The 21,823-nt window shown below is 65.5% G+C and carries 15 protein-coding genes; 12 read left to right on the top strand and 3 right to left on the bottom strand.

Annotated features, from left to right (window positions below):
• The first annotated feature begins 28 nt into the window (after positions 1-28).
• From ACXJ16_RS09185 to ACXJ16_RS09175, 3 genes are all read left to right on the top strand, one after another.
• On the top strand, positions 29-487 hold the full coding sequence (locus tag ACXJ16_RS09185) for a MarR family winged helix-turn-helix transcriptional regulator (protein WP_463920488.1): 459 nt from the start codon (positions 29-31) through the stop codon (positions 485-487).
• 123 nt (positions 488-610) lie between these two features.
• A complete protein-coding gene (locus ACXJ16_RS09180; RefSeq protein ID WP_463920486.1) occupies positions 611-3,118 on the top strand; it encodes a TonB-dependent receptor plug domain-containing protein in 2,508 nt (835 codons plus the stop codon).
• An 8-nt stretch (positions 3,119-3,126) separates the two neighbouring features.
• Positions 3,127-4,242 (top strand): cytochrome-c peroxidase, encoded by a 1,116-nt coding sequence (locus ACXJ16_RS09175; protein WP_463920484.1) that lies wholly within the window; start codon positions 3,127-3,129, stop codon positions 4,240-4,242.
• Here the strand turns inward: ACXJ16_RS09175 and ACXJ16_RS09170 are convergent.
• Positions 4,229-4,588: a hypothetical protein gene (locus ACXJ16_RS09170; RefSeq protein WP_324698446.1), complete on the bottom strand. Its 360-nt coding sequence runs from the start codon at positions 4,586-4,588 to the stop codon at positions 4,229-4,231. The genes ACXJ16_RS09175 and ACXJ16_RS09170 overlap by 14 nt on opposite strands.
• Before the next feature lie 56 nt (positions 4,589-4,644).
• Between ACXJ16_RS09170 and ACXJ16_RS09165 the strand changes: the two genes are divergently transcribed.
• From ACXJ16_RS09165 to ACXJ16_RS09135, 7 genes are all read left to right on the top strand, one after another.
• On the top strand, positions 4,645-5,400 hold the full coding sequence (locus tag ACXJ16_RS09165) for an energy transducer TonB (RefSeq protein ID WP_324698448.1): 756 nt from the start codon (positions 4,645-4,647) through the stop codon (positions 5,398-5,400).
• A gap of 315 nt (positions 5,401-5,715) precedes the next feature.
• Positions 5,716-6,528: a ferredoxin--NADP reductase gene (locus ACXJ16_RS09160; RefSeq protein WP_132469033.1), complete on the top strand. Its 813-nt coding sequence runs from the start codon at positions 5,716-5,718 to the stop codon at positions 6,526-6,528.
• 124 nt (positions 6,529-6,652) lie between these two features.
• Positions 6,653-7,264, top strand: coding sequence for a TetR/AcrR family transcriptional regulator (locus ACXJ16_RS09155; RefSeq protein WP_054440163.1), 612 nt, complete (start codon positions 6,653-6,655; stop codon positions 7,262-7,264).
• Positions 7,265-7,796: 532 nt separating this feature from the next.
• Positions 7,797-8,216, top strand: coding sequence for a hypothetical protein (locus ACXJ16_RS09150; RefSeq protein WP_054440165.1), 420 nt, complete (start codon positions 7,797-7,799; stop codon positions 8,214-8,216).
• Between the two features lie 50 nt (positions 8,217-8,266).
• On the top strand, positions 8,267-9,502 hold the full coding sequence (locus ACXJ16_RS09145) for an efflux RND transporter periplasmic adaptor subunit (protein ID WP_221937171.1): 1,236 nt from the start codon (positions 8,267-8,269) through the stop codon (positions 9,500-9,502).
• 66 nt (positions 9,503-9,568) lie between these two features.
• A complete protein-coding gene (locus ACXJ16_RS09140; RefSeq protein ID WP_324698454.1) occupies positions 9,569-12,754 on the top strand; it encodes an efflux RND transporter permease subunit in 3,186 nt (1,061 codons plus the stop codon).
• 17 nt (positions 12,755-12,771) lie between these two features.
• Positions 12,772-14,181: an efflux transporter outer membrane subunit gene (locus ACXJ16_RS09135; RefSeq protein WP_463920480.1), complete on the top strand. Its 1,410-nt coding sequence runs from the start codon at positions 12,772-12,774 to the stop codon at positions 14,179-14,181.
• A 77-nt stretch (positions 14,182-14,258) separates the two neighbouring features.
• On the opposite strand, the gene ACXJ16_RS09130 is transcribed toward ACXJ16_RS09135, so the two are convergent.
• Both ACXJ16_RS09130 and ACXJ16_RS09125 read right to left on the bottom strand, forming a co-directional pair.
• Positions 14,259-16,694 (bottom strand): TonB-dependent receptor, encoded by a 2,436-nt coding sequence (locus tag ACXJ16_RS09130; protein ID WP_185997877.1) that lies wholly within the window; start codon positions 16,692-16,694, stop codon positions 14,259-14,261.
• Between the two features lie 266 nt (positions 16,695-16,960).
• The gene (locus ACXJ16_RS09125; RefSeq protein ID WP_054440171.1) at positions 16,961-18,295 is read right to left on the bottom strand and encodes an MFS transporter; all 1,335 of its coding nucleotides are present in this window, start codon (positions 18,293-18,295) and stop codon (positions 16,961-16,963) included.
• Between the two features lie 195 nt (positions 18,296-18,490).
• Between ACXJ16_RS09125 and cyoA the strand changes: the two genes are divergently transcribed.
• Both cyoA and cyoB read left to right on the top strand, forming a co-directional pair.
• Entirely contained in the window at positions 18,491-19,801 is a 1,311-nt protein-coding gene (cyoA, locus tag ACXJ16_RS09120) for a ubiquinol oxidase subunit II (protein ID WP_185997876.1), read from the top strand.
• A gap of 7 nt (positions 19,802-19,808) precedes the next feature.
• Positions 19,809-21,815: a cytochrome o ubiquinol oxidase subunit I gene (gene cyoB / locus ACXJ16_RS09115; RefSeq protein WP_054440174.1), complete on the top strand. Its 2,007-nt coding sequence runs from the start codon at positions 19,809-19,811 to the stop codon at positions 21,813-21,815.
• Positions 21,816-21,823: the final 8 nt, after the last annotated feature.

The following is a 21,823-nucleotide window of genomic DNA, read 5'->3' as shown; positions in this document are numbered from 1 at the left end:
TCAATCGCGCGCGATTTATATTGAGGCCATGGACCAGACACCCTCATCGCCGCCGGAAGACGCTCTCGACCCCTTCGAGGATTTCCTGTGCTTTTCGGTCTATTCCACCGGGCTCGCCTTCAACCGGATCTACAAGCCGCTGCTGGACCGGCTGGGCCTGACCTACCTGCAATATCTCGCCATTCTCGGTCTTGCCCGGAAGGACGGGCAGACGGTGAGCGAACTGGGCGAGAAGCTGTTTCTCGAATCGAACACGCTGACCCCGCTGCTGAAGCGACTCGAGGCGGCAGGGCTGGTGGAACGGCGGCGTTCGACCGAGGACGAGCGCGTCGTGCGGATCACCCTGACCGACAAGGGCCGCGCCACTGCGGCGGAGGCGCGCTGCGTGCCGGCCGAACTGGTGGAGGCGACCGGGGTTTCGATAGACCGTATCGCCGATCTCAATGGCGAACTGAAAGCGCTGCGCGCCCAGTTACGGGGCGGTTGAGCGCGCAGCGCATGGGCTGATGCAGGAAGAGCAAGCATAGCCTTGAAATGATATTGAGAATCGCTTGCAATAACGCAGGCGTCTGGCTAGAGGCCGCCCCCAACGAACAACAGGGGTCGCTCAATGCATCTTACTCTCGCGCGGGCGCTGCTCGCAGCGGCTGTGGCCGTGCCTTCCATCCAGGCCCATGCGCAGGACCAGTCCGCCGGCGGCGCTGCCGAACAGCAGCTGCCGGAAGTCGTCGCCGATGGTGAGCGCGCCGATGAGAGCTATGTCATGGGCACCGGCGCGGAGGCGGGCACCACGCGCATCACCGAAAAGGAAATCCGCGCCCGTGCGCCGGGTTCGGGCGACGCCAACCAGCTTCTGAAAGCCCTGCCGACCGTCCAGTTCCGCCGCGACGAGTACATGGCGACCGAAGAGGACATCCAGGATATCCGGCCTTCCGACATCTCGATTTCGGGCGGGCGCTATTACGAGAACCTCATCACGCTCGACGGGATCGACGCCAATGCCCGCGTCGATATCACCCAGTCCAACCCCCAGCACTTCGCCGAACCGACCGGCGCCAGCGCGCAGTCGCTTTGGGTAGATACCAACCTGATTGGTGAGATCACCCTGCGCGATTCCAACGTTTCGGCGGAATATGGCCGTTTCACGGGCGGCGCGCTCGACATCAAGACGCGGTCTCCCAAGAAGGAGTTCGGCTTCACCAGCACGGTCTCCTACAGTTCGGATGCGCTCACGCACTACAAGCTCTCGGACGGTTCGCGCGAGTCGCTGGATGGCGATCTTCCCGAAAAGCCGTCGTTCGAGAAGTGGCGCTTCGGTGCCACTGTCGACTTGCCGGTAAGCAGCAATGTCGGCCTGCTGCTGGGCTACAACCGTTCGCGTGCCGATGTCGTATACACGCGGGGCGCGAACTACGGGAGCACCCGCTATGGCCAGTCCAGCGTCAGCGACAACTTCCTTGCCAAGGCCGAGGCAGACCTCGCCGGCGACCTGAAGTTGACCGGGCAGTTCGTCTATACGCCTTATGAAAGCGAGTCGTCCTCGGCCAGCGGCATAGACAACAAGGTGACCTCGCACGGCGGCGGCATTACCAGCCGGCTGGAACTCGCGAAGTCGGGCACCACGAACTGGTCGATCTCGGCGAGCCTCTTGCACAGCGACACCAGCCGCGATGCATCGGTCAACAACTATTCGATTCCTTCGTGGACCGAAAACGGCGGCGTCTGCACCGGTACCAACTGCACCATCGGCGGATTCGGCGATGTCGACCAGTGGCAGAACAACTACGCCCTGACCGGGCGGTGGTCGGCGCCCGTGGGGCCGGGCCGTCTGGCGATCGGCTTCGATTATCAGCGCATCGAGGCGATGCGGAGCCGTCCCGCCGACAACTATGCCTACTCGCGTGGAACGGCGCAGAGTGCGGCGGCCACGATTGCGTGCGGCGATGCGAACAGCCTGACCTGCGTTGCCGGCGAATATGCGCTTACGCAATATTCGCTCTATGCGGCCTACCGTGCCCGCGTGAACCTCGACAGCGTGGCGGGCTGGGCGGAATACAGCGCCGATCTTGGCGATTTCTCGCTGCGCGCGGGTCTTCGCTACGATTACGAGAGCTTCCTGGGCAATCATAACTTCTCGCCGCGCCTTTCGGCCACTTATGCCCTGCCGTGGGACGGGTGGAGCTTCACCCTGGGTGCGAACCGCTATTACGGGCGTTCGATGCTCGCTTATGCCCTGCGCGAACAGTACCCCGATAACTTCGTCTATCGCCGTAACGGCACGACCAGCGGTGGTATCACGACTTATACTGACGGCGACTGGTATCTCTATTCCACCAGCCATTCCGCCAGCTATTCGGATGGCGACAAGAAGACGCCCTATTCCGACGAACTGTCCGCCGCGCTTTCGGCGCGCGTGCTGGGGGGAAGCCTGAGGGTCAAGGGCATCTACCGCGAAGGGAATGATGAGTTCGTCCGTTCCGCCGAGACGCTGACGACCACTCTCGCCAATGGCAATACCACCACCTATACCAACTACTTCATCACGAACGAGGGCTATAGCAAGTACCGGGGGCTCTCGTTCGAGTGGACCCGCACTTTCGGCAAGCACTCCTTCGCGTTCAACACCAATTTCTCGAAGACCACCTCGAGCAACGACACCTATCTCGTCGATTCCGACGATCTGGTGGAGAACCCGTTCGTGGCGTTCCAGGGCAAGGTCGTCACGCTTGCCGATATCGTCAGCCTGACCCAGCGTGACGACATGGCGGTGCCGTTCATGGCGAACATGACCTGGACCGCGCTCTGGCTGAGCGATCGGATCACCACCAACGTCAACGTGCGCTATACCGACAAGTTCAAGCGCATCGAGGATACCGGCCGCAGCGAGACGATCGACGGTACGGCCTACGATCTCTACGACTATGTGAAGTATCCGCGCTCGATCGACGTGAACCTCAATGCGCAGGCCGAACTCATCCGTTCCAGCTATGGCGTGCTGACCGCCGACCTGCGCGTGGCGAACCTGTTCGACCGGATACCCTCGCCGAACAGCACGGCCACTTCGCAGCCCTATCAGTATGGGCGCTCGTTCTGGGTCGGTCTCAACTACCGGTTCTGACCCGCTCCATGTCCCGTTTCCAGCTGCTGCCGCGCCTTGTCATGACGCTCGCGATTCTCGTGATCGGGGGGAGTGTCGCCGGGCGTGCGCAGCAGGTGGCGGGGGAGGGAGCGGTGGGGGAGAGAGTGCGGGCAGCGGGGGCGCTGCGGGCACTCTATGCGGGGAAGCCGGAATCCTGGCCTCGTCCGCGCCTGGGGGAGGGGGCCCGCTTCGCCGAGTTCGGCCCGCTCCCCCGGCTCCCCGAAGCCTCGCCCCGCGAAAAGGCGCTGGCAGAGATCGGCAGGCGGATGTTCGACGATCCCGCGCTGTCACGATCCGGCCAGATCGCCTGTGCCTCGTGCCACAGCCCGGAGCTGGGCATGGCCGACGGGCTGCGTACCGCGTTCGGCCATGACCGCCAGCGGGGGCGGCGCAATGCCCAGTCGCTTTACGCCGCCGCCTGGATGACCCCGCTGTTCTGGGATGGCCGCGCGGCGACGCTGGAGGATCAGGCGATCCACCCCGTGCTCGACGGCAAGGAGATGGCGGGCACCGCACGCCTGATCGAGCCGCGCATCAACCGGGATGAGACCTACCGGTCGGCCTTCGAGGCGCTGAATGGCCATCGCCGCGTGACCTTGCAGGATGCCGCCGCTGCCATCGCCGCTTTCGAGCGGACCTTGCGGCCGCCGCGCTCGCGCTGGAGCCGGGTCATGGAACGCGGGGTCGCGGTGCTGACTGATCAGGAACTCGAAGGGTTGCACCTGTTCCGCACCAAGGCAGGCTGCGCTGCCTGCCACAACGGCCCGCTGCTGAGCGACGGTCGGTTTCACAATCTCGGCATCAGCTTCTACGGCCGCGCCCGCGAGGATCTCGGCCGTTATGAGGTCACGCAGGATCCGGCCGATGTCGGCCGCTTTCGCACGCCCTCGTTGCTGGGGGTGAGCCGCAGCGCGCCTTACATGCACAACGGCCTGTTCCTCACGCTGGAGCACGTGGTGGCGCTCTACAATGGCGGGGGAGGGCGGGACCGGGCGCAGCAACCGGGCAGGGCGCCTGCGCCCCGGCCCGATCCGCTGGTGTTCAGGCTTGACCTTACCCGGGAGGAACAGGCCGCGCTGGCGGCGTTTCTCAGGACGCTCTAGCGTGCCTGGCCCAGAGGTAAGTGAGGGCCGGCGGCAGGGTCACGAGCGGTGCCAGCCAGGCCACCGGGTCCGCGAAGCCGACCAGCAGTCCGAGCACGCCGAGAAGCAGCGCGGCGCCGTTCAGAAGCGCTTGCGGCAGCGCGCGGCGGCGCAGCGGGCACACAAGGCGCGCGGCATTGGCGAGCCAGAGCATCGTCAGCAGCGCGAGGCCCGCGACCAGTTCATGTTCGGGCGCATTGCCGCGATGGCCCGCCAGCCAGAGCAGGTTGGTCACACTGGCCAGGCAGAACAGCGCGAAGGCCGCATTGACGGAGAGGGCGACCCGTTCGAACCGGCGCGAAATCATCGGGGCTCCTTAGTATGCTATTGCGAGTCGATAGCAGTACTGTTAGGCGGCGCGCAATGATTTCCTCACGACCTCTTTCCCTGGCGATGACCGGCGCCGTCCACGCGGTGGTCTTCGCGCTCGCCTGGAGTGCTTTCGGGGCGAGCCAGCCCGTGGGTGCCCCCGGCCGCGGCGCGGGGCTCGTATCGTTCCGCGCGGTGGACCTGTCGCATCGGGACGAGGACCGCAAGGAAACCGCGCGCAAGGAGGAGGCGCAAAGCGAGCCGCCACGTCCGGCGCTGGCGCCTCCTCCGAAAGCCGAACTGGCGGCAGTCGCGCCTGCCCGTCCGCAGGTGGTGACCGTCCAGCCGGTGGCGGCGCCTGCGATCCGGTTGTCGCAGTTGGCCTTGGCAGCTTCGCCGGCGATGCCGCCCGCCGCCCCGGTTTCCGCCTCTTCGGGCGAGGGCGCCGCTAGCGGCGCGGCGTCCGGCGAGGGGGCAGGCCGTGCGCAGGCCGCCGCGACGGCATCCGGCGGCAGCCGGGGCGAGGATACGTATGCCCGCCGCGTGTTCACGTGGATCGGCCGCCACAAGGGCTATCCCGGCCGGATCGCGCGCGAAGGCCGCGAAGGGACCGCGCTGGTTCGCCTCCTGATAGACGAGCATGGACGGCTGGAGCGCGCCGAACTCGCCCGGAGCAGCGGCCATGCCGCGCTGGACGCGCTGGCGCTGGAGCAGATTCGCGAGGCGGTGCCTTATCCGCGCCCGCCGCGCGGCCTTTCCTCCTCGCAGCGCGGGTTCCTCGTGCCGATGACCTACCGGCTCGACGGCTGATGGCCGCGCGGGCGCCAAGTCTGGCTTTCGGCCGTGAAAATGCAATTGCGTTGCATGGCGGCGCGGGACGGCTACTAGGCGGAACCTCCGGCCCATGAACCATTTCGGCACCTCCCGGCACCGGGCGCTTGCGCCTGCGAATGCGTCTGCTATGCGCGGACACCGCGTGCAGATTGCGCGGAGGGAAGCCGGCCTTGCGGTCTACGCAAGCACGCGGGCCGTTGCCGTTTCCGCGAAACGCACCGAAAACTGCCTTGACTCTGCGGGCTCGCGCCTGTCTGGGCTTTGCCACTCTACCACCCGAGGAATGAATTGATGAGCGACGGTCAGGCCGTGATGCCCACTCTTGAACCCACTGCCGCCCTGACGGTCGAGGAAGTTCTTACTGTCCGGCATTGGAACGAGCACCTGTTCAGCTTCACGATGTCGCGTCCGGCATCGTTCCGTTTCCGCTCGGGTGAGTTCGTCATGCTGGGCCTCCAGGGTGAGAAGCGCCCGCTGCTGCGCGCCTATTCGATCGCCAGCCCTTCCTGGGCCGAGGAAATCGAATTCCTCTCGATCAAGGTGCCGGACGGCCCGCTGACCTCGCGCCTCCAGCTCGTCCAGCCGGGCGACCAGATCTATCTTGGCCGCAAGCCCACCGGCACGCTCGTCACCGACGCGTTGCTGCCGGGCAAGCGCCTGTTCATGCTTTCGACCGGCACGGGCCTTGCGCCGTTCATGTCGCTGATCCGCGACCCGGACGTCTATGATCTCTATGACGAGATCGTGGTGGTCCACTGCGTCCGCCGCGTCAGCGACCTTGCCTACCGCGAGGAACTGGAAAGCCAGCTGGCCGAGGATCCGCTGGTTGCCGAGCAGGCACTGGTGCAGCTTTCCTACGTGCCCACCGTCACTCGCGAACCGTTCCACACCACCGGCCGCATCGGCGCGCTGGTGGAAAGCGGCCGCCTGTTCGAAGGCCTGAAGGGCGATGCGCGCTTCAATCCCGAGACCGACCGCGTGATGCTCTGCGGCTCGATGGACATGATCAAGGACTTCTCGGCCGACCTCGAATCCTGGGGCTTCACCGAGGGTTCGAACGCCAAGCCGGGCGACTTCGTCATCGAACGCGCGTTCGTCGGTTAAGAAGGCGTCGGTAAACAGGGCGTCGGTTAGAGAACAGGGCGCCTTGCCGTTGCATGTCACGCTCGGTCTGTGAGCGAGCGTGACACTTTACGGACAGCAGCCTGCTACCTATATACCGACCGGTATGAAATGTTCAGCTCCCACATCGACTCGGGGTCGCCCGCGCGAGTTCGACCCTGAAGAAGCCCTGACGGCTGCGCTTCGGGTGTTCTGGCAGCGCGGCTACGAAGGCGCGTCAATGGCGGAACTGACCGAGGCCATGGGCATCACCAAGCCCAGCCTCTATGCCTGTTTCGGCAACAAGGAAGCGCTTTTCAAGAAGGCGCTTGATCTCTACGAGCGCGACAAGCTGGCCTATGTCGGCAAGGCACTGGAAGCGACCACCGCGCGCGGTGTTGCCGAAAGGCTGCTGAACGGCGCGATCACCACGCATTGCGGCGGCAGCGATCCGCACGGGTGCCTGGGCGTGATGTCCACCGTCACCTGCACGATGGAGGATCCCTCCATCCGCGACTTCGTGACGGAACGCCGCATCGCCACCGAAGACGCGCTGATCGAACGGTTCGCGCGCGGCAAGGAGGAGGGCGACCTTCCCGAAACCGTCGACCCCCGCTGCCTGGCGCAATGCCTGACGACGGTGCTTCAGGGCATGTCGGTGAAGGCCCAGGGCGGCTCCTGCGCGCAGGAGCTGAAGGGTGTGGTCGATACCTACCTGACGATGTGGCCCGGGCGGTAAACGCCTCGGGGCACGCGTCCCGGCCACCTTCCCGGAAAGCCCGGCTCCGACTCGGTTCTTCCTGCCCACCGGCAAAATGGCCCTTTACGGCGCACGGTGGCTCGCAAACCTTCGTGCCGCCTGAAAAAAGTTCATTCAACTGGCGTTCAGGCCCTTGAAAAGGGCGCTTTCGAACAAATCTTACCAAGCGGTACAGAAAGTCGCTTGACGAGATACCGCACCGCAATATATACCGCTTGGTACAGAACGAGGTAACCCGACTCGCCGCTTGATGGGAGTTCGGGGGCCAAGTTTCCGCGGCCGGCGAATGCCGGTCGGCCCTCGGTGCTGCCTGTCCCCCCGCAGGTGGCTCCATACAAAAACGAACCCGTGCAGTCGGCATGCAGGACTTCGATGGAAATCGGATGTTCGTGTGGTGTCCGCCTGTGCCCGAAGACTTTCCGACGCCCCTTGCGCCGGAACGCCCCGGCGCGCGTCCTTTCCCCCTCCTGTCCCGAGGGCGCGCGCCGGGCACTTTCAGGGAGCACGAAACATGGCCTTCATCGACTTTACCGATGCGGCGCTCCAGGCGCTGCCCGCAACTTCCGCCTTTTCCGGGCGCCCCATTCCTGCCGAGACTCCTTTCGGCGCCGTTTCCGAACCCCTTTCGCGCTTCGAGCGCAGGATCGTGGAGCTGGCGCGCGAGGATGGCCTCGCCACGCTCCGGCCGCAGCGCAAGCGCGGCTGGTTCGCCCGCCTGATCTTCGGCCCGCAGCCGCCGTCCCCGATGCTCGCCAACGAGCAACTGGAGGCGCTGCGCCGCCTGGCCGTGCAGGCCTGGCACCATGGCTACACGCTGCCCGCTTCCGTGATGAAGGAAGCCCGCGTGGCCGGCCACAGCGAGGCCAAGATCGGCGCCGTCATCGACTTTATCGGGCGCTCCCGCGCCCCGTTCCGGAGGCTTGCCGCGTGAATTTCCCCGTATCTCCAGAAACGCTCGCCGCGACGGCGACGGAGACCGAACTGCCCGATGGCAGCCAGGCTACCCGTCCTCGCCGCGGACGACACGTCGCCATTGCCGCCATCGCGCTGATCGCGGTGGCCGGCATCGGCTGGAAGACCTTCAGCCATACGCAGGCCGACGCGGCGCCGATGGCGCCTGCCGTCGTTCAGGCCGCAACCCCGCTGATCCGCGACGTGACCGAATGGGACGATTATGTCGGCCGCTTCGCACCCAGCAAATCGGTGGAAGTGCGTCCGCGCGTCTCGGGCGCGATCACGCAGCTCTTCTTCAAGGACGGCGATTTCGTCCGCGAGGGGCAGCCGCTGTTCACCGTCGATCCGCGCCCCTACCGCGCCGCCCTGGCCGAGGCGCAGGCCGAAGTCGCCTCCGCCCAGAGCGCTCTGGTCCTCGCCAGGTCGGACTATGCCCGCGTTGCCGGGCTCAAGGGTGACGAGGCCATGGCCGCCAGCGAGGTCGACCAGCTTCGCGCCAAGGTCCGCGCCGCCACCGCCGCGCTGGCGGGGGCCGAGGCCCGCGTGCGCCAGCGTTCGCTCGATGTCGAATTTGCCACCGTGCGCGCGCCGATCTCGGGCCGCATTTCCGACCGCCGGGTGGACGTGGGCAACCTCGTCTCGGGCGAGAACGGCACCGGCGCCACCCTGCTGACCACGATCAACGCGGTCAGCCCGATCTACTTCACGTTCGATGCCTCCGAAGCGCTGTTCCTCAAGACCCAGCGCGAGAAGGCCGAGCACAAGAGCGCCGCCGACGTGCAGGTCCGCCTTCAGGACGAGACCCAGTACCGCTGGAACGGCAAGCTGGACTTCACCGACAACGGCCTCGACCCGCGCTCGGGCACGATCCGCGTGCGTGCCGTGCTCGACAATTCCGACGGGTTCCTGACGCCGGGCATGTTCGGCAACATGCGTCTGGCGGAAGGCGGCACGGTCAAGGCCATGCTGGTGCCTGACGACGCCATCCAGTCCGACCAGGCGCGCAAGGTCGTGCTGACGGTGGGCAAGGACGGCGTGGTCGCGGCCAAGCCGGTCGAACTCGGCCCGCTGGTGGACGGGCTGCGTGTCATCCGCTCGGGCCTTGCGCCTGCGGACCGCGTGGTCATCTCCAACTACCAGGCCGCCATTGCCGGCGCCAAGGTCAATACCCGCCGCGGCCAGATCGCGGTGGACCCCAAGGCGGCCAATGTCGCCTCCGGCCCCAATGCGCCGATTGCCGCGCAGGCCACGCTCGCCAACTGACATTCACCCATCGGGGGAGCGGTCCTCGACCTGAGTGACCGCTCCCCGTGACAGGGGCATATTCCCATGCGATTTTCCCGGTTCTTCATCGACCGGCCGATCTTCGCAGGCGTCATCGCGGTGATCCTCACCGTGGTGGGTGCGCTTGCGTTCTTCGGCCTGCCGGTCAGCCAGTATCCCGACATCGTCCCGCCGACGGTGACGGTGACCGCCCAATATCCCGGCGCTTCCGCCGAAACCGTCGCCGACACCGTGGCCGCTCCGATCGAGCAGGAAATCAACGGCGTCGACGACATGCTCTACATGTCATCGCAGTCCACCGGCGACGGCAAGGTGACGATCACCGTCACCTTCAAGATCGGCACCGACCTCGATGCCGCGCAGGTTCTGGTGCAGAACCGCGTCGCCATTGCCGAACCGCGTCTTCCCGACGCCGTGCGCGCAATGGGCGTGGTGACGCGCAAGACCTCGCCGGAATTCCTGATGGTGGTGAACCTGCAGTCTCCCGACGGCACGTTCAACCGCGACTACCTGTCGAACTATGCCCTCACGCAGGTCAAGGACCGGCTCTCGCGTCTTGACGGCGTGGGCGACGTGCAGCTGTTCGGCTCGCGCGACTACGGCATGCGCATCTGGATCGACCCCACCAAGGCCGCCGCCATGAACCTGACCGCGGGCGAGATCGTCGATGCGCTCAAGGCCCAGAACGTGCAGGTCTCCTCGGGCGCGATCGGCGCGCCGCCTTATGACCGGGGCAATGCCTATCAGGTCGGCGTCGAGATGCAGGGCCGCCTGACCACGCCCGAGCAGTTCGGCGACATCGTCGTGCGCACCGATGCCGAAGGCCGCCAGGTCCGCGTGCGCGACGTGGCGCGTGTCGAACTGGGCGCGCAGGACTACACCACCAACACTTATCTGTCGGGCAAGCCCACGGTCGTGATCGCCGTGCTCCAGCGCCCGGGCTCGAACGCGCTCGATGCCGCCAAGGCCGTGCGTGCCGAGATGGACGACGTTGCCAAGGCCTTCCCCAAGGGCCTCGAATATTCCGTCATCTACAACCCCACCGAGTTCATCGGCCAGTCGATCGACGCGGTGTACCACACCCTGTTCGAGGCGGTGATCCTCGTCGTCCTCGTCATCCTGGTGTTCCTCCAGAACTGGCGTGCGGCGGTGATTCCGATCATCGCGATCCCGGTCTCGCTGGTCGGCACCGCGATCATGCTGGCTGCCGTCGGCTATTCCCTCAACAACCTCTCGCTGTTCGGGCTGGTGCTCGCCATCGGCATCGTCGTCGACGACGCGATCGTCGTGGTCGAGAACGTGGAACGCTACATCGAGGAGGGCATGTCTCCGCTGGAGGCCGCCCGCCGCTCGATGGACGAAGTGACCGGCGCGCTGATCGCCATCGTCCTGGTGCTCTGCGCGGTCTTCGTGCCGACGCTGTTCATCACCGGCATGTCGGGCCAGTTCTACAAGCAGTTCGCCGTCACCATCACCACCGCCACGGTGATCTCGCTGGTGCTCTCGCTCACGCTGTCTCCGGCGCTCGCCGCGATCCTGCTGCGGGAACGCCATGCCCTGCCCGAGGGCGCCCCGCGCTGGAAGCGGACGCTGCAAGGCGCCGCCGACAGGTTCAACCGCGGCTTCGACCGGATGAGCGACGGCTATGCCCGCCTCACTCTCACGCTGGTCAAGCGCCCGGTGAAGATGATGGCCGGTTATGCCGCGCTCATCGCCGCCACCGTTGGCATGTTCTGGGCGACTCCTGCGGGCTTCATCCCGAACCAGGACCAGGGCTATTTCCTTGCCGCGATCTTCCTGCCGCCGGGCTCCTCGCTCACGCGTACGGACGAAGTGACGCAGGAAGTCGCCAAGCGCATCCTGCCGATCAAGGGCCTGCGCGGCGCGGTGATGTTCGCCGGCTTCCACGGTCCCTCGCAGACGGCCGCGCCTGACGCCGCCGCCATCTACTTCCCGTTCAAGAGCTTCGCGGAGCGCAAACAGCTGGGCGTGACCTATGAAGGGATCATGGCCCAGGCCCAGGCCGCGATGCAGGGTTACGACAAGGCGCAGGTCCTGCTGATCCCGCCGCCGACCATCAACGGCATCGTCCCCCCGGGCGGCTACCGCATGGTCGTGGAGGACAAGGAAGGGCGCGGTCTGGCCGAGCTTCAGAAGGCTGCCGGCGCGCTGATCGCCAAGGCCAACCAGGCCCCCGAACTGAGCCAGGTCTATACCCTGTTCACCATGAACACCCCCCGCGTCTATGCCGACGTCGACCGCCGCAAGGCGGACATGCTGGGCGTTTCTCCGGCCAAGATCTTCGAGGCCATGCAGGTCTACCTCGGTTCGGCCTATATCAACGACTTCAACCTGCTGGGACGCACCTATCGCGTCACCGCGCAGGCTGACGCGGCCTATCGCGGTTCCACCGCGGATATCGCCAACCTCCAGACCCGCTCGGAATCGGGCGCGATGGTTCCGGTCGGCTCGGTCGCGACGTTCAAGGACCAGACCGGCCCCTACCGCGTGGTGCGCTACAACCTGCACCCGGCGGTGGAAATCGACGGCAGCTACGGCAAGGGCTATTCCTCGGGCCAGTCGCTGGCGACGATGGAGCAGATCGCGGGCGAAACCCTGCCCACCGGCTATGACACCGAGTGGACCGGCATCGCCTATCAGCAGGCCACTGCGGGCAATACCGCCGGAATCGTCTTCGGCATGGCGGTGCTGTTCGTCTTCCTGGTGCTCGCCGCCCAATACGAAAGCCTGACCCTGCCGCTGGCGATCATCCTGATCGTGCCGATGTGCCTCTTCGCCGCGATGACCGGCGTGAACCTCAGGGGGATGGACAACAATATCCTCACCCAGATCGGTCTGGTCGTGTTGATTGCCCTTGCCGCCAAGAACGCGATCCTCGTGGTCGAATTCGCCAAGCAGGCGGAAGAGGAGCGGGGCTATTCGCCGGTGGAGGCAGCCGTCTATGCGGCCCGCACCCGCCTGCGCCCGATCCTGATGACCTCGCTGGCCTTCATCCTCGGCACGGTGCCGCTGGTGATCGCCGATGGGGCAGGCGCCGAGCTTCGGCAGGCGCTGGGCACGGCGGTGTTCTTCGGGATGACCGGCGTAACCGGCTTCGGCCTGCTGTTCACGCCCACCTTCTACGTCGTCTGCCGCAAGCTCGCAGCGGCGCTTCGCCGGAACCCGGCAGCGCCGCATCACCAGAGCCACGCGGTGGTTCCGGCGGAATGAAAGGACGGATGATGTCCATGAATATCAATAACCTGGTTGCGGGACTTCTCACCGCGACCGCCCTCTCGGCCTGCGCCGTCGGACCCGACTATGTCGCGCCGACGCCGCCGGTCGCGGCAGCGGCGCCCTTCGTGGGCGTCCAGACTGCCGAAGTCACTACCGCCGCGCCCGATGACAATTGGTGGCGACTCTACAACGACCCGGTGCTTGACGGTCTGGTTGCCGACGCGCTCGCTGCCAACACCGACGTGCGCGTGGCCGTGGCCCGGATCGAGAAGGCGCGGGCCAGCCTGCGCGGATCGCGTTCCGACCGCCTGCCGCAGACGAACATCGATGCCAGCGGCACTTATGGCCGGGTTTCGGAAAGCCAGGTCCTGCCGGGCTACGACCGTGAAGGCCGCCGCGTCGATGGCGAGTTCTCGGTGGGCTACGAACTGGACCTGTTCGGCCGCGTTTCACGCGGGATCGAGGCTTCTCGCGCCGATCTCGCCGCCGCGCAGGAGGATGCCGACGCGGTGCGGGTGACGGTCGTGGCCGACACCGTGCGGGCCTATGTCGATGCCACCAGCGCCGCCGACCAGCTCGGCGTCGCCCAGCGAACGGTCGACCTGCTCGACCGTTCGGCGCGGATCACCAATGCCCGTTTCGAGCGGGGGCTCAACCAGAAGCTCGACGTGATCCGCGTTACCCAGCTGCGCGAGCAGCAGGCGGCCATGATCCCGAGCCTTCAGGCAGCCCGCGACGCGGCGCTGTTCCGTCTCGCGACGCTGACCGGGCGGACACCGCAGGACCTGCCGGAAGCGGCGCGGACCCGCACGACGACTCCTGACGTCAGCCGTGCGATTCCGGTTGGCGACGGGGCGACCCTGCTGGCGCGCCGTCCCGACGTGAAGGCCGCCGAACGCCGTCTTGCCGCCGATACCGCGCGCGTTGGCGTGGCGACGGCGGATCTCTATCCGAAGATCACGCTGGGCGGTTCGATCGGCACCACTGCGGTCGGCGCGACCGACGTGTTCGGCGGCGGCCCGCTGCGCTGGCTGCTCGGGCCGATGATCTCCTGGGCGTTCCCCAACCAGGAAGCGATCCGGGCACGGATCGGCGGGGCGAAGGCCGATGCCAAGGCCGATCTCGCCACGTTCGACGGCACCGTGCTGCGGGCGCTGGAAGAAACCGAGACCGCGCTTTCGGCCTATCGCAATGCCTTGTTGCGCAAGGAGCGCCTCGCTTCCGCCCGCGATGCGGCGGAGCGCGCGGCCAACGTCAGCCTGGCGCGCGAGAGCAGGGGGCAGATCGATTCGCTCGACGTGCTCGATGCCCAGCGTACCCTTGCACAGTCCGAAGCGGACTATGCAGCGGCGACCCGTGCGGTGGCTTTCGCGCAGGTCGATCTGTTCCGGGCGCTTGGCGGTAGCTGGCAGCAGACCTGACGCGCCGGCAAGGCAAACGGAAAAGGGGGCGGCAAGGTGTGACCTTGCCGCCCCCTTTTTTCATCCGGCCTGTGCGATCAGCGCGAGCCGAAAGCGTAGCGCACGTTGATGCCGAACTCGCGCGGGGCGGTGGTGGTCACGCCGGTGTACGTGCTCGTGCCCGTGGCGGCGGTCGGTCCGGTGAAGATCGGGCGGCCGGTGGTGGGATCGAACTGTCCCGCGAAGCCAAGCTGCTGGTACGAGGTGAACAGCGGGTTGGTACGGGTCAGGGTCTTCGTCGTGTCGAAGACGTTCTTGGCATAGAGGCCCACTTCCCAGGCGCCGTCATCCGCGCGCAGGCCAGCGAAGAGGTTGACCAGGGCATAGGCCCCGACGTTGTCCCAGGCATTGCCAGGATCGCCCTTCGACTTGCCGGTATAGGTCGCGATGCCGCGCAGGTAGGCGTCGGTCCCGCTGAAGGCGGGGAACGCGTATTCGCTCTGCGCGGTGGCCGAGAAGGGCGCCATGAACGAGGAACGCTGCGAGACCTGGCATGCGGCGATGTTGTTCGAACCGACGGCGCCGATCAGGTCGTCGAGCGAGGGCGCGCTGGTCGTTGCGTCCGGCACGCCGTCGCCGTTCAGATCGTTGCAGGGGACGGTGCCGCCCTTGATCTTGCCCATCGAATAGCTGGCCGACGCGCCGAGGGTCCAGCCCTGCATGACGTCGAACGAGACATCGCCTTCGATGCCGTTGACTTCCACCGGCACCGCGCCGGCGAAGTTGAAGTTGCTGACCTGCTGGGCGGTGCCGGTGACATTGCCGGCCGAATCGCGCAGGGCAACGGTATTGATGAAGAACACGCCCGATCCCGGCACGCGGTAGGGGTAGTTCTTGAACTTCTGGTGATAGGCCGTGAGGTTGAAGCGCATGCGGCCGTCGAGCAGCGTGGACTTCATGCCGATTTCATACGACTTCGAGGTTTCCGCCGGCAGGTGGAGGAACGACTTTTCGAGATCGGACTGCGCGATGTTGAAGTCGCCGACGACATTGATGCCGGGGCGCCACGAACTGCCGGTCCCCACGTAGACCATCAGGTCCGGCGTGAAGTTGTGCTTGAGCGAGCCGTTGTAGATCCACTTCTTGGCCGACTGCACGTTGTTCGAGATCGTCATGCCGTTGACGATGAGCTGGCTTTCGTCCTTGTAGTCGATCCGGCGCAGGCCGCCCGAGACTTCGGTGGCATCGCCGATGTGCACGGTCAGGTTGCCGAAGAACGACTGTTCGTGCGTCTTGCCCTGGCTGGTGATCGGGGTCTGGACCAGCTGTGCGATACCGCCGCCGAACACTTCCGGCAGGGCCACGATGGTCGGGTTGGTGAGATCGGTGTGCGGCTTGTTGCGGCTGTCGAAGAAGCCCACCACGTAATCGACCATGTCGAACAGGCGTTCTTCGTTCTGCAGGCGGATTTCGTGCGACTTCGAGGTGGAGCGGGTGTCGGTGAACTGGTTCACGTCACCTTCGAAGAGGTTGCCGCGGTCGAAGTTCTCGGTCGAGTGGATCTTCTGGGTGTAGTACTGGCCCTGGTAGATCAGGCGCTGGCCGAAGCCGCTGGCTTCCGCGCGCCAGTTGTAGACGTCGAACACCTGGCTGACGAGGCGCGGGCTCTCGTAGTTGGAGAGGCGGTCCTTCGAGGAGATGTAGACCGGGCTCTCGATCGCATCGGGATTGACCTCGGAGAACGAGGCGATCTGGTCGTAGCTGCGCTGGTTGCGATCAAGGCGCTGGTACATGCCTTCGAAGCGCAGCCAGTCGGTCGGCGTAACGAGGGCGGAGATACGGCCGCTCTTGGTGCGGGCGAAGGGATCGCGGTTGCTGTAGATCGAGTGGACGCGGTCCACCTCGTTCTCGTCCCAGACGCCGGCGGCGCGGATCGCGGCTATGCCTTCGATCACCGGGATGTTGAGCGCGCCCTTGAAGTTCATGGTGCCGATGTCGTTGGCGGTCATGTCCACCACGCCGCCCCACGAATAGAGGTCCGGCTTCTTGGTGGTGACGGTGATCGACCCGGACGGCGATGCACGGCCGCGCAGGGTGCCCTGGGGCCCGCGCTGCACTTCGATCTGGCCGATGTCGTACATCTGCTGGAGCACGACGCCGGCGGTGATCGGCGCGTCGTTCATGTAGAATTCGACGGTCGGGTTGTTGCCGCTGGCGTTCACGTCGAAGTTGACGCCGCGCATCTTGGCGTTGCCGCCGATGCCGTTGGCGTTGGTATCGAGCTGGAGACCGGGGGTGAGCGTGGAAACCTCGCGGAAGTCGCGCAGGTTCAGCTTGGAGATGTCGTCCGCGGTGACGGTGTCGATGACGGCGGGAACGTCCTGCACGTCTTCGTCGCGGCGGCGGGCCTGGACGATGATGACGTTCGCTTCGTTGACGTGCGTGGAATCATCCGGCTGCTCCTGCGCGAACGCGGGACTGCCAAGACTGGCCAAGCCTGCCGAGCACAGCAGAAGCTGCTTGAAAGAACGCATTTACTCTCCCTCCGGATATTTTGCTTTTCGATTGGGAGTTTGGGTGCGTTCTGACCCCCGATTCTGTCAAATGAAATGGCTTCATTTCTGCCAAACTACGGCATGGCGTTATTTGAACACTCGCTCAAACATCGGGTAAGTTGTTGAAATACGATTGCTATTTCGAGTTTTGCGAAAATGGATCGCACGGACGATTGATCCGTGGCGCAAAGAAAAAGGGGCGCCGAAGCACCCCCTTTCCCGAATTCCGAAGCGACGGCTTGCCGTTAGTTGCGGCTGGCCAGCTCCTTGTTGAGCCAGAGCGCCGCCAGCGTGGCGATCGCGCCCGAGAGCAGGTAGCCGCCCGAAGCGATAAGGCCCCAGTTGCTGGACAGCAGCAGCGCCGCCAGCGGGGCGAAGCCGGCACCGAACAGCCAGGCAAGATCGCTCGTGAGCGCCGAGCCGGTATAGCGGTGTTCGCTCGAGAAGCCCGAGGCGACGACGCCCGAGGACTGGCCGAACGCGAGGCCGAGCAGCACGAAGCCGATGATCATGAAGGCGATCTCGCCGGCCGGGCCGGCATCGAGCAGCTGCGGCGCGAAGCCCGAGAAGATCGCGATGCCCACGGCGCAGGTGCCGAGCAGGTTACGACGGCCGAAGCGGTCGGCGATGCGGCCCGAGGCGATCACGGCGACGACGCCGAAGGCAGCGGCCAGCGCCTCGATCAGCAGGAAGCCGATCGGCGAATCGGCGGTGAACAGGAAAACCCACGAGAGCGGGAACACGGTCACCATGTGGAACATCGCGAAGCTGGCGAGCGGTGCGAAGGCACCGATCACGATCGTGCGCCATTCGCGGCTGATCGTGCTGGACACGGCAGCCGGCTGCAGGTCGCGGCTGACGAAGAGGTTTTCGAACTCGTCCGTGACGACGATGCGAAGGCGCGCGAAGAGCGCCACGACGTTGATCGCGAAGGCCACGAAGAAGGGATAGCGCCAGCCCCAGTCGAGGAAGTCCTCGGCGGGGAGGGTGGCGATCATGAAGGCGAACAGGGCGCTGGCCACGATCAGGCCGAACGGCGCGCCGAGCTGCGGGATCATCGCATACCAGCCGCGCTTGCCTTCAGGCGCGTTGAGCGCGAGCAGCGAGGCAAGGCCGTCCCAGGTGCCGCCGAGGGCGAAGCCCTGGCCGAGCCGGAACAGGCAGAGCAGGGTGATCGCGGTGCTGCCTGCCGTCTGGTAGGAAGGCAGGAACGCGATCGCCGCGGTCGACCCGCCGAGCATGAACAACGCGATCGTCAGCTTGGTGCCGCGGCCGTAGGCGCGGTCGATCGCCATGAACACGAGGCTGCCGAAGGGGCGGGCGACGAACGCCAGCGCGAAGATCGCGAAGGAGTAGATCGTGCCGGTCAGCGCATCGACGAAGGGGAAGAACAGCTTCGGGAAGACCAGCACCGAGGCGATGGCATAGACGAAGAAGTCGAAGAACTCCGAGGTTCGCCCGATGATGACACCGATCGCGATCTCGCCGGGCGAGGGCTGATGGTGCTCCTTGAAAGTCGGCAGGCCCAAGGCTTCGCGGGACTGGCCCAAGGCTTCGCCGGATTGGGGAGTGCTGGTCATTTCGATTCTGCGGCCTTCGTTTCGGGTCCGCGAGCGGCCGGTCCTGATACAGCCTTCCGCGCGTGGACGAATCAAGGCGGGCGCGCGAAACGCCCGGCTACATAATGGGGGGCGTATCGTCATTGTCCGGCTTCAAGGGGATTGGACAAAATGTCCTATGTTCGCACTCGCGGCATCGGCCTAGGCGCTCCACCCATGCGCCCACCCGAGTCCAGACCGAAGCCGCGGCAGCTGACCGCGCTCGCCAAAGTCCTTGCCGCCTTGTCCCTGACTGGCGCGCTTTCCGCTTGTAACACCGTCGTGCTCGATCCGGCCGGCGATGTCGCACGTCAGCAGGGGGACCTTGTGGTCATCTCCACGCTGCTGATGCTGCTGATCATCGTCCCCGTCATGATCGCGACGGTCCTGTTCGCGTGGCGTTATCGCGCGTCGAACAAGGAGGCCGACTATCAACCGGACTGGGATCACTCGACCCAGCTCGAACTGCTGATCTGGACCGCGCCGCTCCTTATCATCATCTGCCTGGGCGCCCTGACCTGGGTCACCACGCACCTTCTCGATCCCTACCGCACCATCGGCCGCATTGACGCCACCACCCCGGTCGCCGCCAATGCCAAGCCGCTGGAAGTCGAAGTCGTCGCGCTCGACTGGAAGTGGCTGTTCATCTACCCCGAGCAGGGCGTGGCCACGGTCAACGAGCTGGTCGTCCCGACCGGCCGTCCGCTGCAGTTCAAGATCACCTCGTCGAGCGTGATGAACTCCTTCTACGTGCCCGCCATGGCCGGCCAGATCTACGCGATGCCGGGCATGGAAACGCGCCTGCACGCCGTGATCAACAAGCCGATCGAGACGGTCGGCTTCTCCGCCAACTATTCGGGCGCGGGCTTCTCCAACATGCGCTTCGCCACGCACGCGGTTTCCGAAGCGGACTTCGCGAAGTGGGCGCAGGGCGTGAAGGCCGGCGGCGAATCGGCCAACGGCGGCACTGCCGGCGGCACGCTTGACCGCACTGCCTACCTCCAGCTCGAAAAGCCGAGCGAGAAGGTCCCGGTCATCCGCTACGCCTCGGTCTCGCCCGACCTCTATGACGCCATCGTCGACATGTGCGTCGAGCCGGGCAAGATGTGCATGAGCGAAATGATGGCGCTCGATGCGCGCGGCGGTCTCGGCAAGGCCGGCATCCGCAACGTCGAGATGCTGACTTACGACAAGCGCGGCCGCGAAGCCGCTGCTTCCGCCAACGCCAATCCTTCGGCCGCCATCCAGCGCGAGCTGGCCTGGGTCCGCGCGCTTTGCCGCCAGATGCCCGGTGCCGCGCCCGACCATACGGTCAAGGCGCCCGACAGCCTGCGTTCGCTGACCGGCGCCGGCATGAAGGCTCCGCAATCGCTGCCGCTGTTCGGCAAGAGCGAGCAGGCTCTTGCCGAGCCCAAGGCCGCGGAGCCCAAGAAGACCGAGCCCGTTGCCATGGGCGACGCGCACTCCTCCCAGATTTCCCGGAACTGACAGAACAATGGAAGCTGTAGACCATTCGCACTGGAGCCCACTATTGGGCCGCCTGTGGTGGGACGCCATGCCACAGGAACCGATCGTGCTCGCCACGTTCGTCGTCGTCGCCCTCGGCGGCGCGGCGCTGGTGGCGGGGCTGACCTATTTCAAGCTCTGGGGCTATCTCTGGAAGGAGTGGTTCACCAGCGTTGACCACAAGAAGATCGGCATCATGTACATGGTGCTGGGCCTCATCATGTTCCTGCGCGGCTTCGCCGACGCAGTGATGATGCGCATCCAGCAGTCGATCGCCTTCAACGGCAACGAGGGCTACCTCAACGCCCACCACTACGACCAGATCTTCACCGCCCACGGCGTGATCATGATCTTCTTCGTGGCGATGCCCTTCGTCACCGGCCTGATGAACTACATCGTGCCGCTGCAGATCGGCGCACGCGACGTCAGCTTCCCGTTCCTGAACAACTTCAGCTTCTGGATGACGACCGCGGGCGCGGTGCTGGTCATGGCCTCGCTGTTCATTGGCGAGTTCGCGCAGACCGGCTGGCTGGCCTATCCGCCGCTGTCGAACCTGGCGTACAGCCCGTGGGTCGGCGTCGACTATTACATCTGGGCCTTGCAGATCGCGGGTGTCGGGACATTGCTATCGGGCGTCAACCTGATCGCGACCATTGTGAAGATGCGCGCGCCGGGCATGACCATGATGCGCATGCCGATCTTCACCTGGACCTCGCTCTGCACCAACATCCTGATCGTCGCAGCCTTCCCGGTGCTGACCGCCGTGATGACGATGCTGACGGTTGACCGCTATCTCGGCTTCAACTTCTTCACCAACGACTTCGGCGGCTCGCCGATGATGTACGTGAACCTGATCTGGATCTGGGGCCACCCCGAGGTCTACATCCTCATCCTGCCGCTGTTCGGCGTCTTCTCCGAAGTCACCGCCACCTTCTGCGGCAAGCGCCTGTTCGGCTACTCGTCGATGGTCTACGCGACGCTGGTCATCACCATCCTCTCGTACCTCGTCTGGCTGCACCACTTCTTCACCATGGGTTCGGGCGCGAGCGTCAACTCGTTCTTCGGCATCACCACCATGGTGATCTCGATCCCGACCGGCGCGAAGCTCTTCAACTGGCTGTTCACGATGTATCGTGGCCGCATCCGGTTCGAACTGCCGATGATGTGGACGGTCGCCTTCATGCTGACCTTCACCATCGGCGGCATGACCGGCGTGCTGCTTGCGGTGCCGCCTGCCGACTTCGTCCTGCACAACTCGCTGTTCCTGATCGCCCACTTCCACAACGTCATCATCGGCGGCGTGCTGTTCGGCATCTTCGCGGCGATCAACTTCTGGTGGCCCAAGGCCTTCGGCTTCAAGCTCAACCAGTTCTGGGGCAAGGTCAGCTTCTGGCTGTGGGTTCCGGGCTTCTGGTTCGCCTTCATGCCGCTCTACATCCTGGGCCTGATGGGCGTGACCCGCCGCATGCGCGTGTTCGACGATCCGTCGCTCCAGCCCTTCTTCATCGTGGCCGCCTTCGGCGCCGTGATGATCGCGGGCGGCATCGGCGCCATGCTTCTCCAGTTCGCGGTGTCGATCTGGAAGCGCGAGGAACTGACCGACGAAACCGGCGATCCGTGGAACGGCCGTACCCTGGAATGGTCGACCTCGTCGCCGCCGCCGGAGTACAACTTCGCCTTCACGCCGATCGTCCACGACATCGACGCATGGGACGACATGAAGCGCTGCGGCGTGGAACGTCCGACCACCGGCTTCCGTCCGATCCACATGCCCAAGGGCACGGGTACCGGCCTGGTTCTCGCCGGCCTGTCGACGGTCCTCGGTTTCGCGATGATCTGGTACATCTGGTGGCTGGCAGCCGTCTCCTTCGCGGGAATCCTCGGCTACGCCATCTTCCATACCTTCAACTACAAGCGCGACTATCACATCCCGGTCGAGACGGTCGAAGCGACCGAGGCCGAGCGTACGCGCCAGCTTGCAGCAGCGGGAGCCTGATCGATGAC

It is taken from the genome of Novosphingobium sp. TK71, assembly GCF_055361505.1.
This window is presented reverse-complemented; position numbering and strand designations above follow the sequence as displayed.

Coding starts and splice junctions, on each gene's coding strand:
- ACXJ16_RS09185 (WP_463920488.1), top strand. CDS start 29: ATGGACCAGACACCCTCATCGCCGCCGGAAGACGCTCTCGACCCCTTC.
- ACXJ16_RS09180 (WP_463920486.1), top strand. CDS start 611: ATGCATCTTACTCTCGCGCGGGCGCTGCTCGCAGCGGCTGTGGCCGTG.
- ACXJ16_RS09175 (WP_463920484.1), top strand. CDS start 3,127: ATGTCCCGTTTCCAGCTGCTGCCGCGCCTTGTCATGACGCTCGCGATT.
- ACXJ16_RS09170 (WP_324698446.1), bottom strand. CDS start 4,588: ATGATTTCGCGCCGGTTCGAACGGGTCGCCCTCTCCGTCAATGCGGCC.
- ACXJ16_RS09165 (WP_324698448.1), top strand. CDS start 4,645: ATGATTTCCTCACGACCTCTTTCCCTGGCGATGACCGGCGCCGTCCAC.
- ACXJ16_RS09160 (WP_132469033.1), top strand. CDS start 5,716: ATGAGCGACGGTCAGGCCGTGATGCCCACTCTTGAACCCACTGCCGCC.
- ACXJ16_RS09155 (WP_054440163.1), top strand. CDS start 6,653: ATGAAATGTTCAGCTCCCACATCGACTCGGGGTCGCCCGCGCGAGTTC.
- ACXJ16_RS09150 (WP_054440165.1), top strand. CDS start 7,797: ATGGCCTTCATCGACTTTACCGATGCGGCGCTCCAGGCGCTGCCCGCA.
- ACXJ16_RS09140 (WP_324698454.1), top strand. CDS start 9,569: ATGCGATTTTCCCGGTTCTTCATCGACCGGCCGATCTTCGCAGGCGTC.
- ACXJ16_RS09135 (WP_463920480.1), top strand. CDS start 12,772: ATGAATATCAATAACCTGGTTGCGGGACTTCTCACCGCGACCGCCCTC.
- ACXJ16_RS09130 (WP_185997877.1), bottom strand. CDS start 16,694: ATGCGTTCTTTCAAGCAGCTTCTGCTGTGCTCGGCAGGCTTGGCCAGT.
- ACXJ16_RS09125 (WP_054440171.1), bottom strand. CDS start 18,295: ATGACCAGCACTCCCCAATCCGGCGAAGCCTTGGGCCAGTCCCGCGAA.
- cyoA (WP_185997876.1), top strand. CDS start 18,491: ATGCGCCCACCCGAGTCCAGACCGAAGCCGCGGCAGCTGACCGCGCTC.
- cyoB (WP_054440174.1), top strand. CDS start 19,809: ATGGAAGCTGTAGACCATTCGCACTGGAGCCCACTATTGGGCCGCCTG.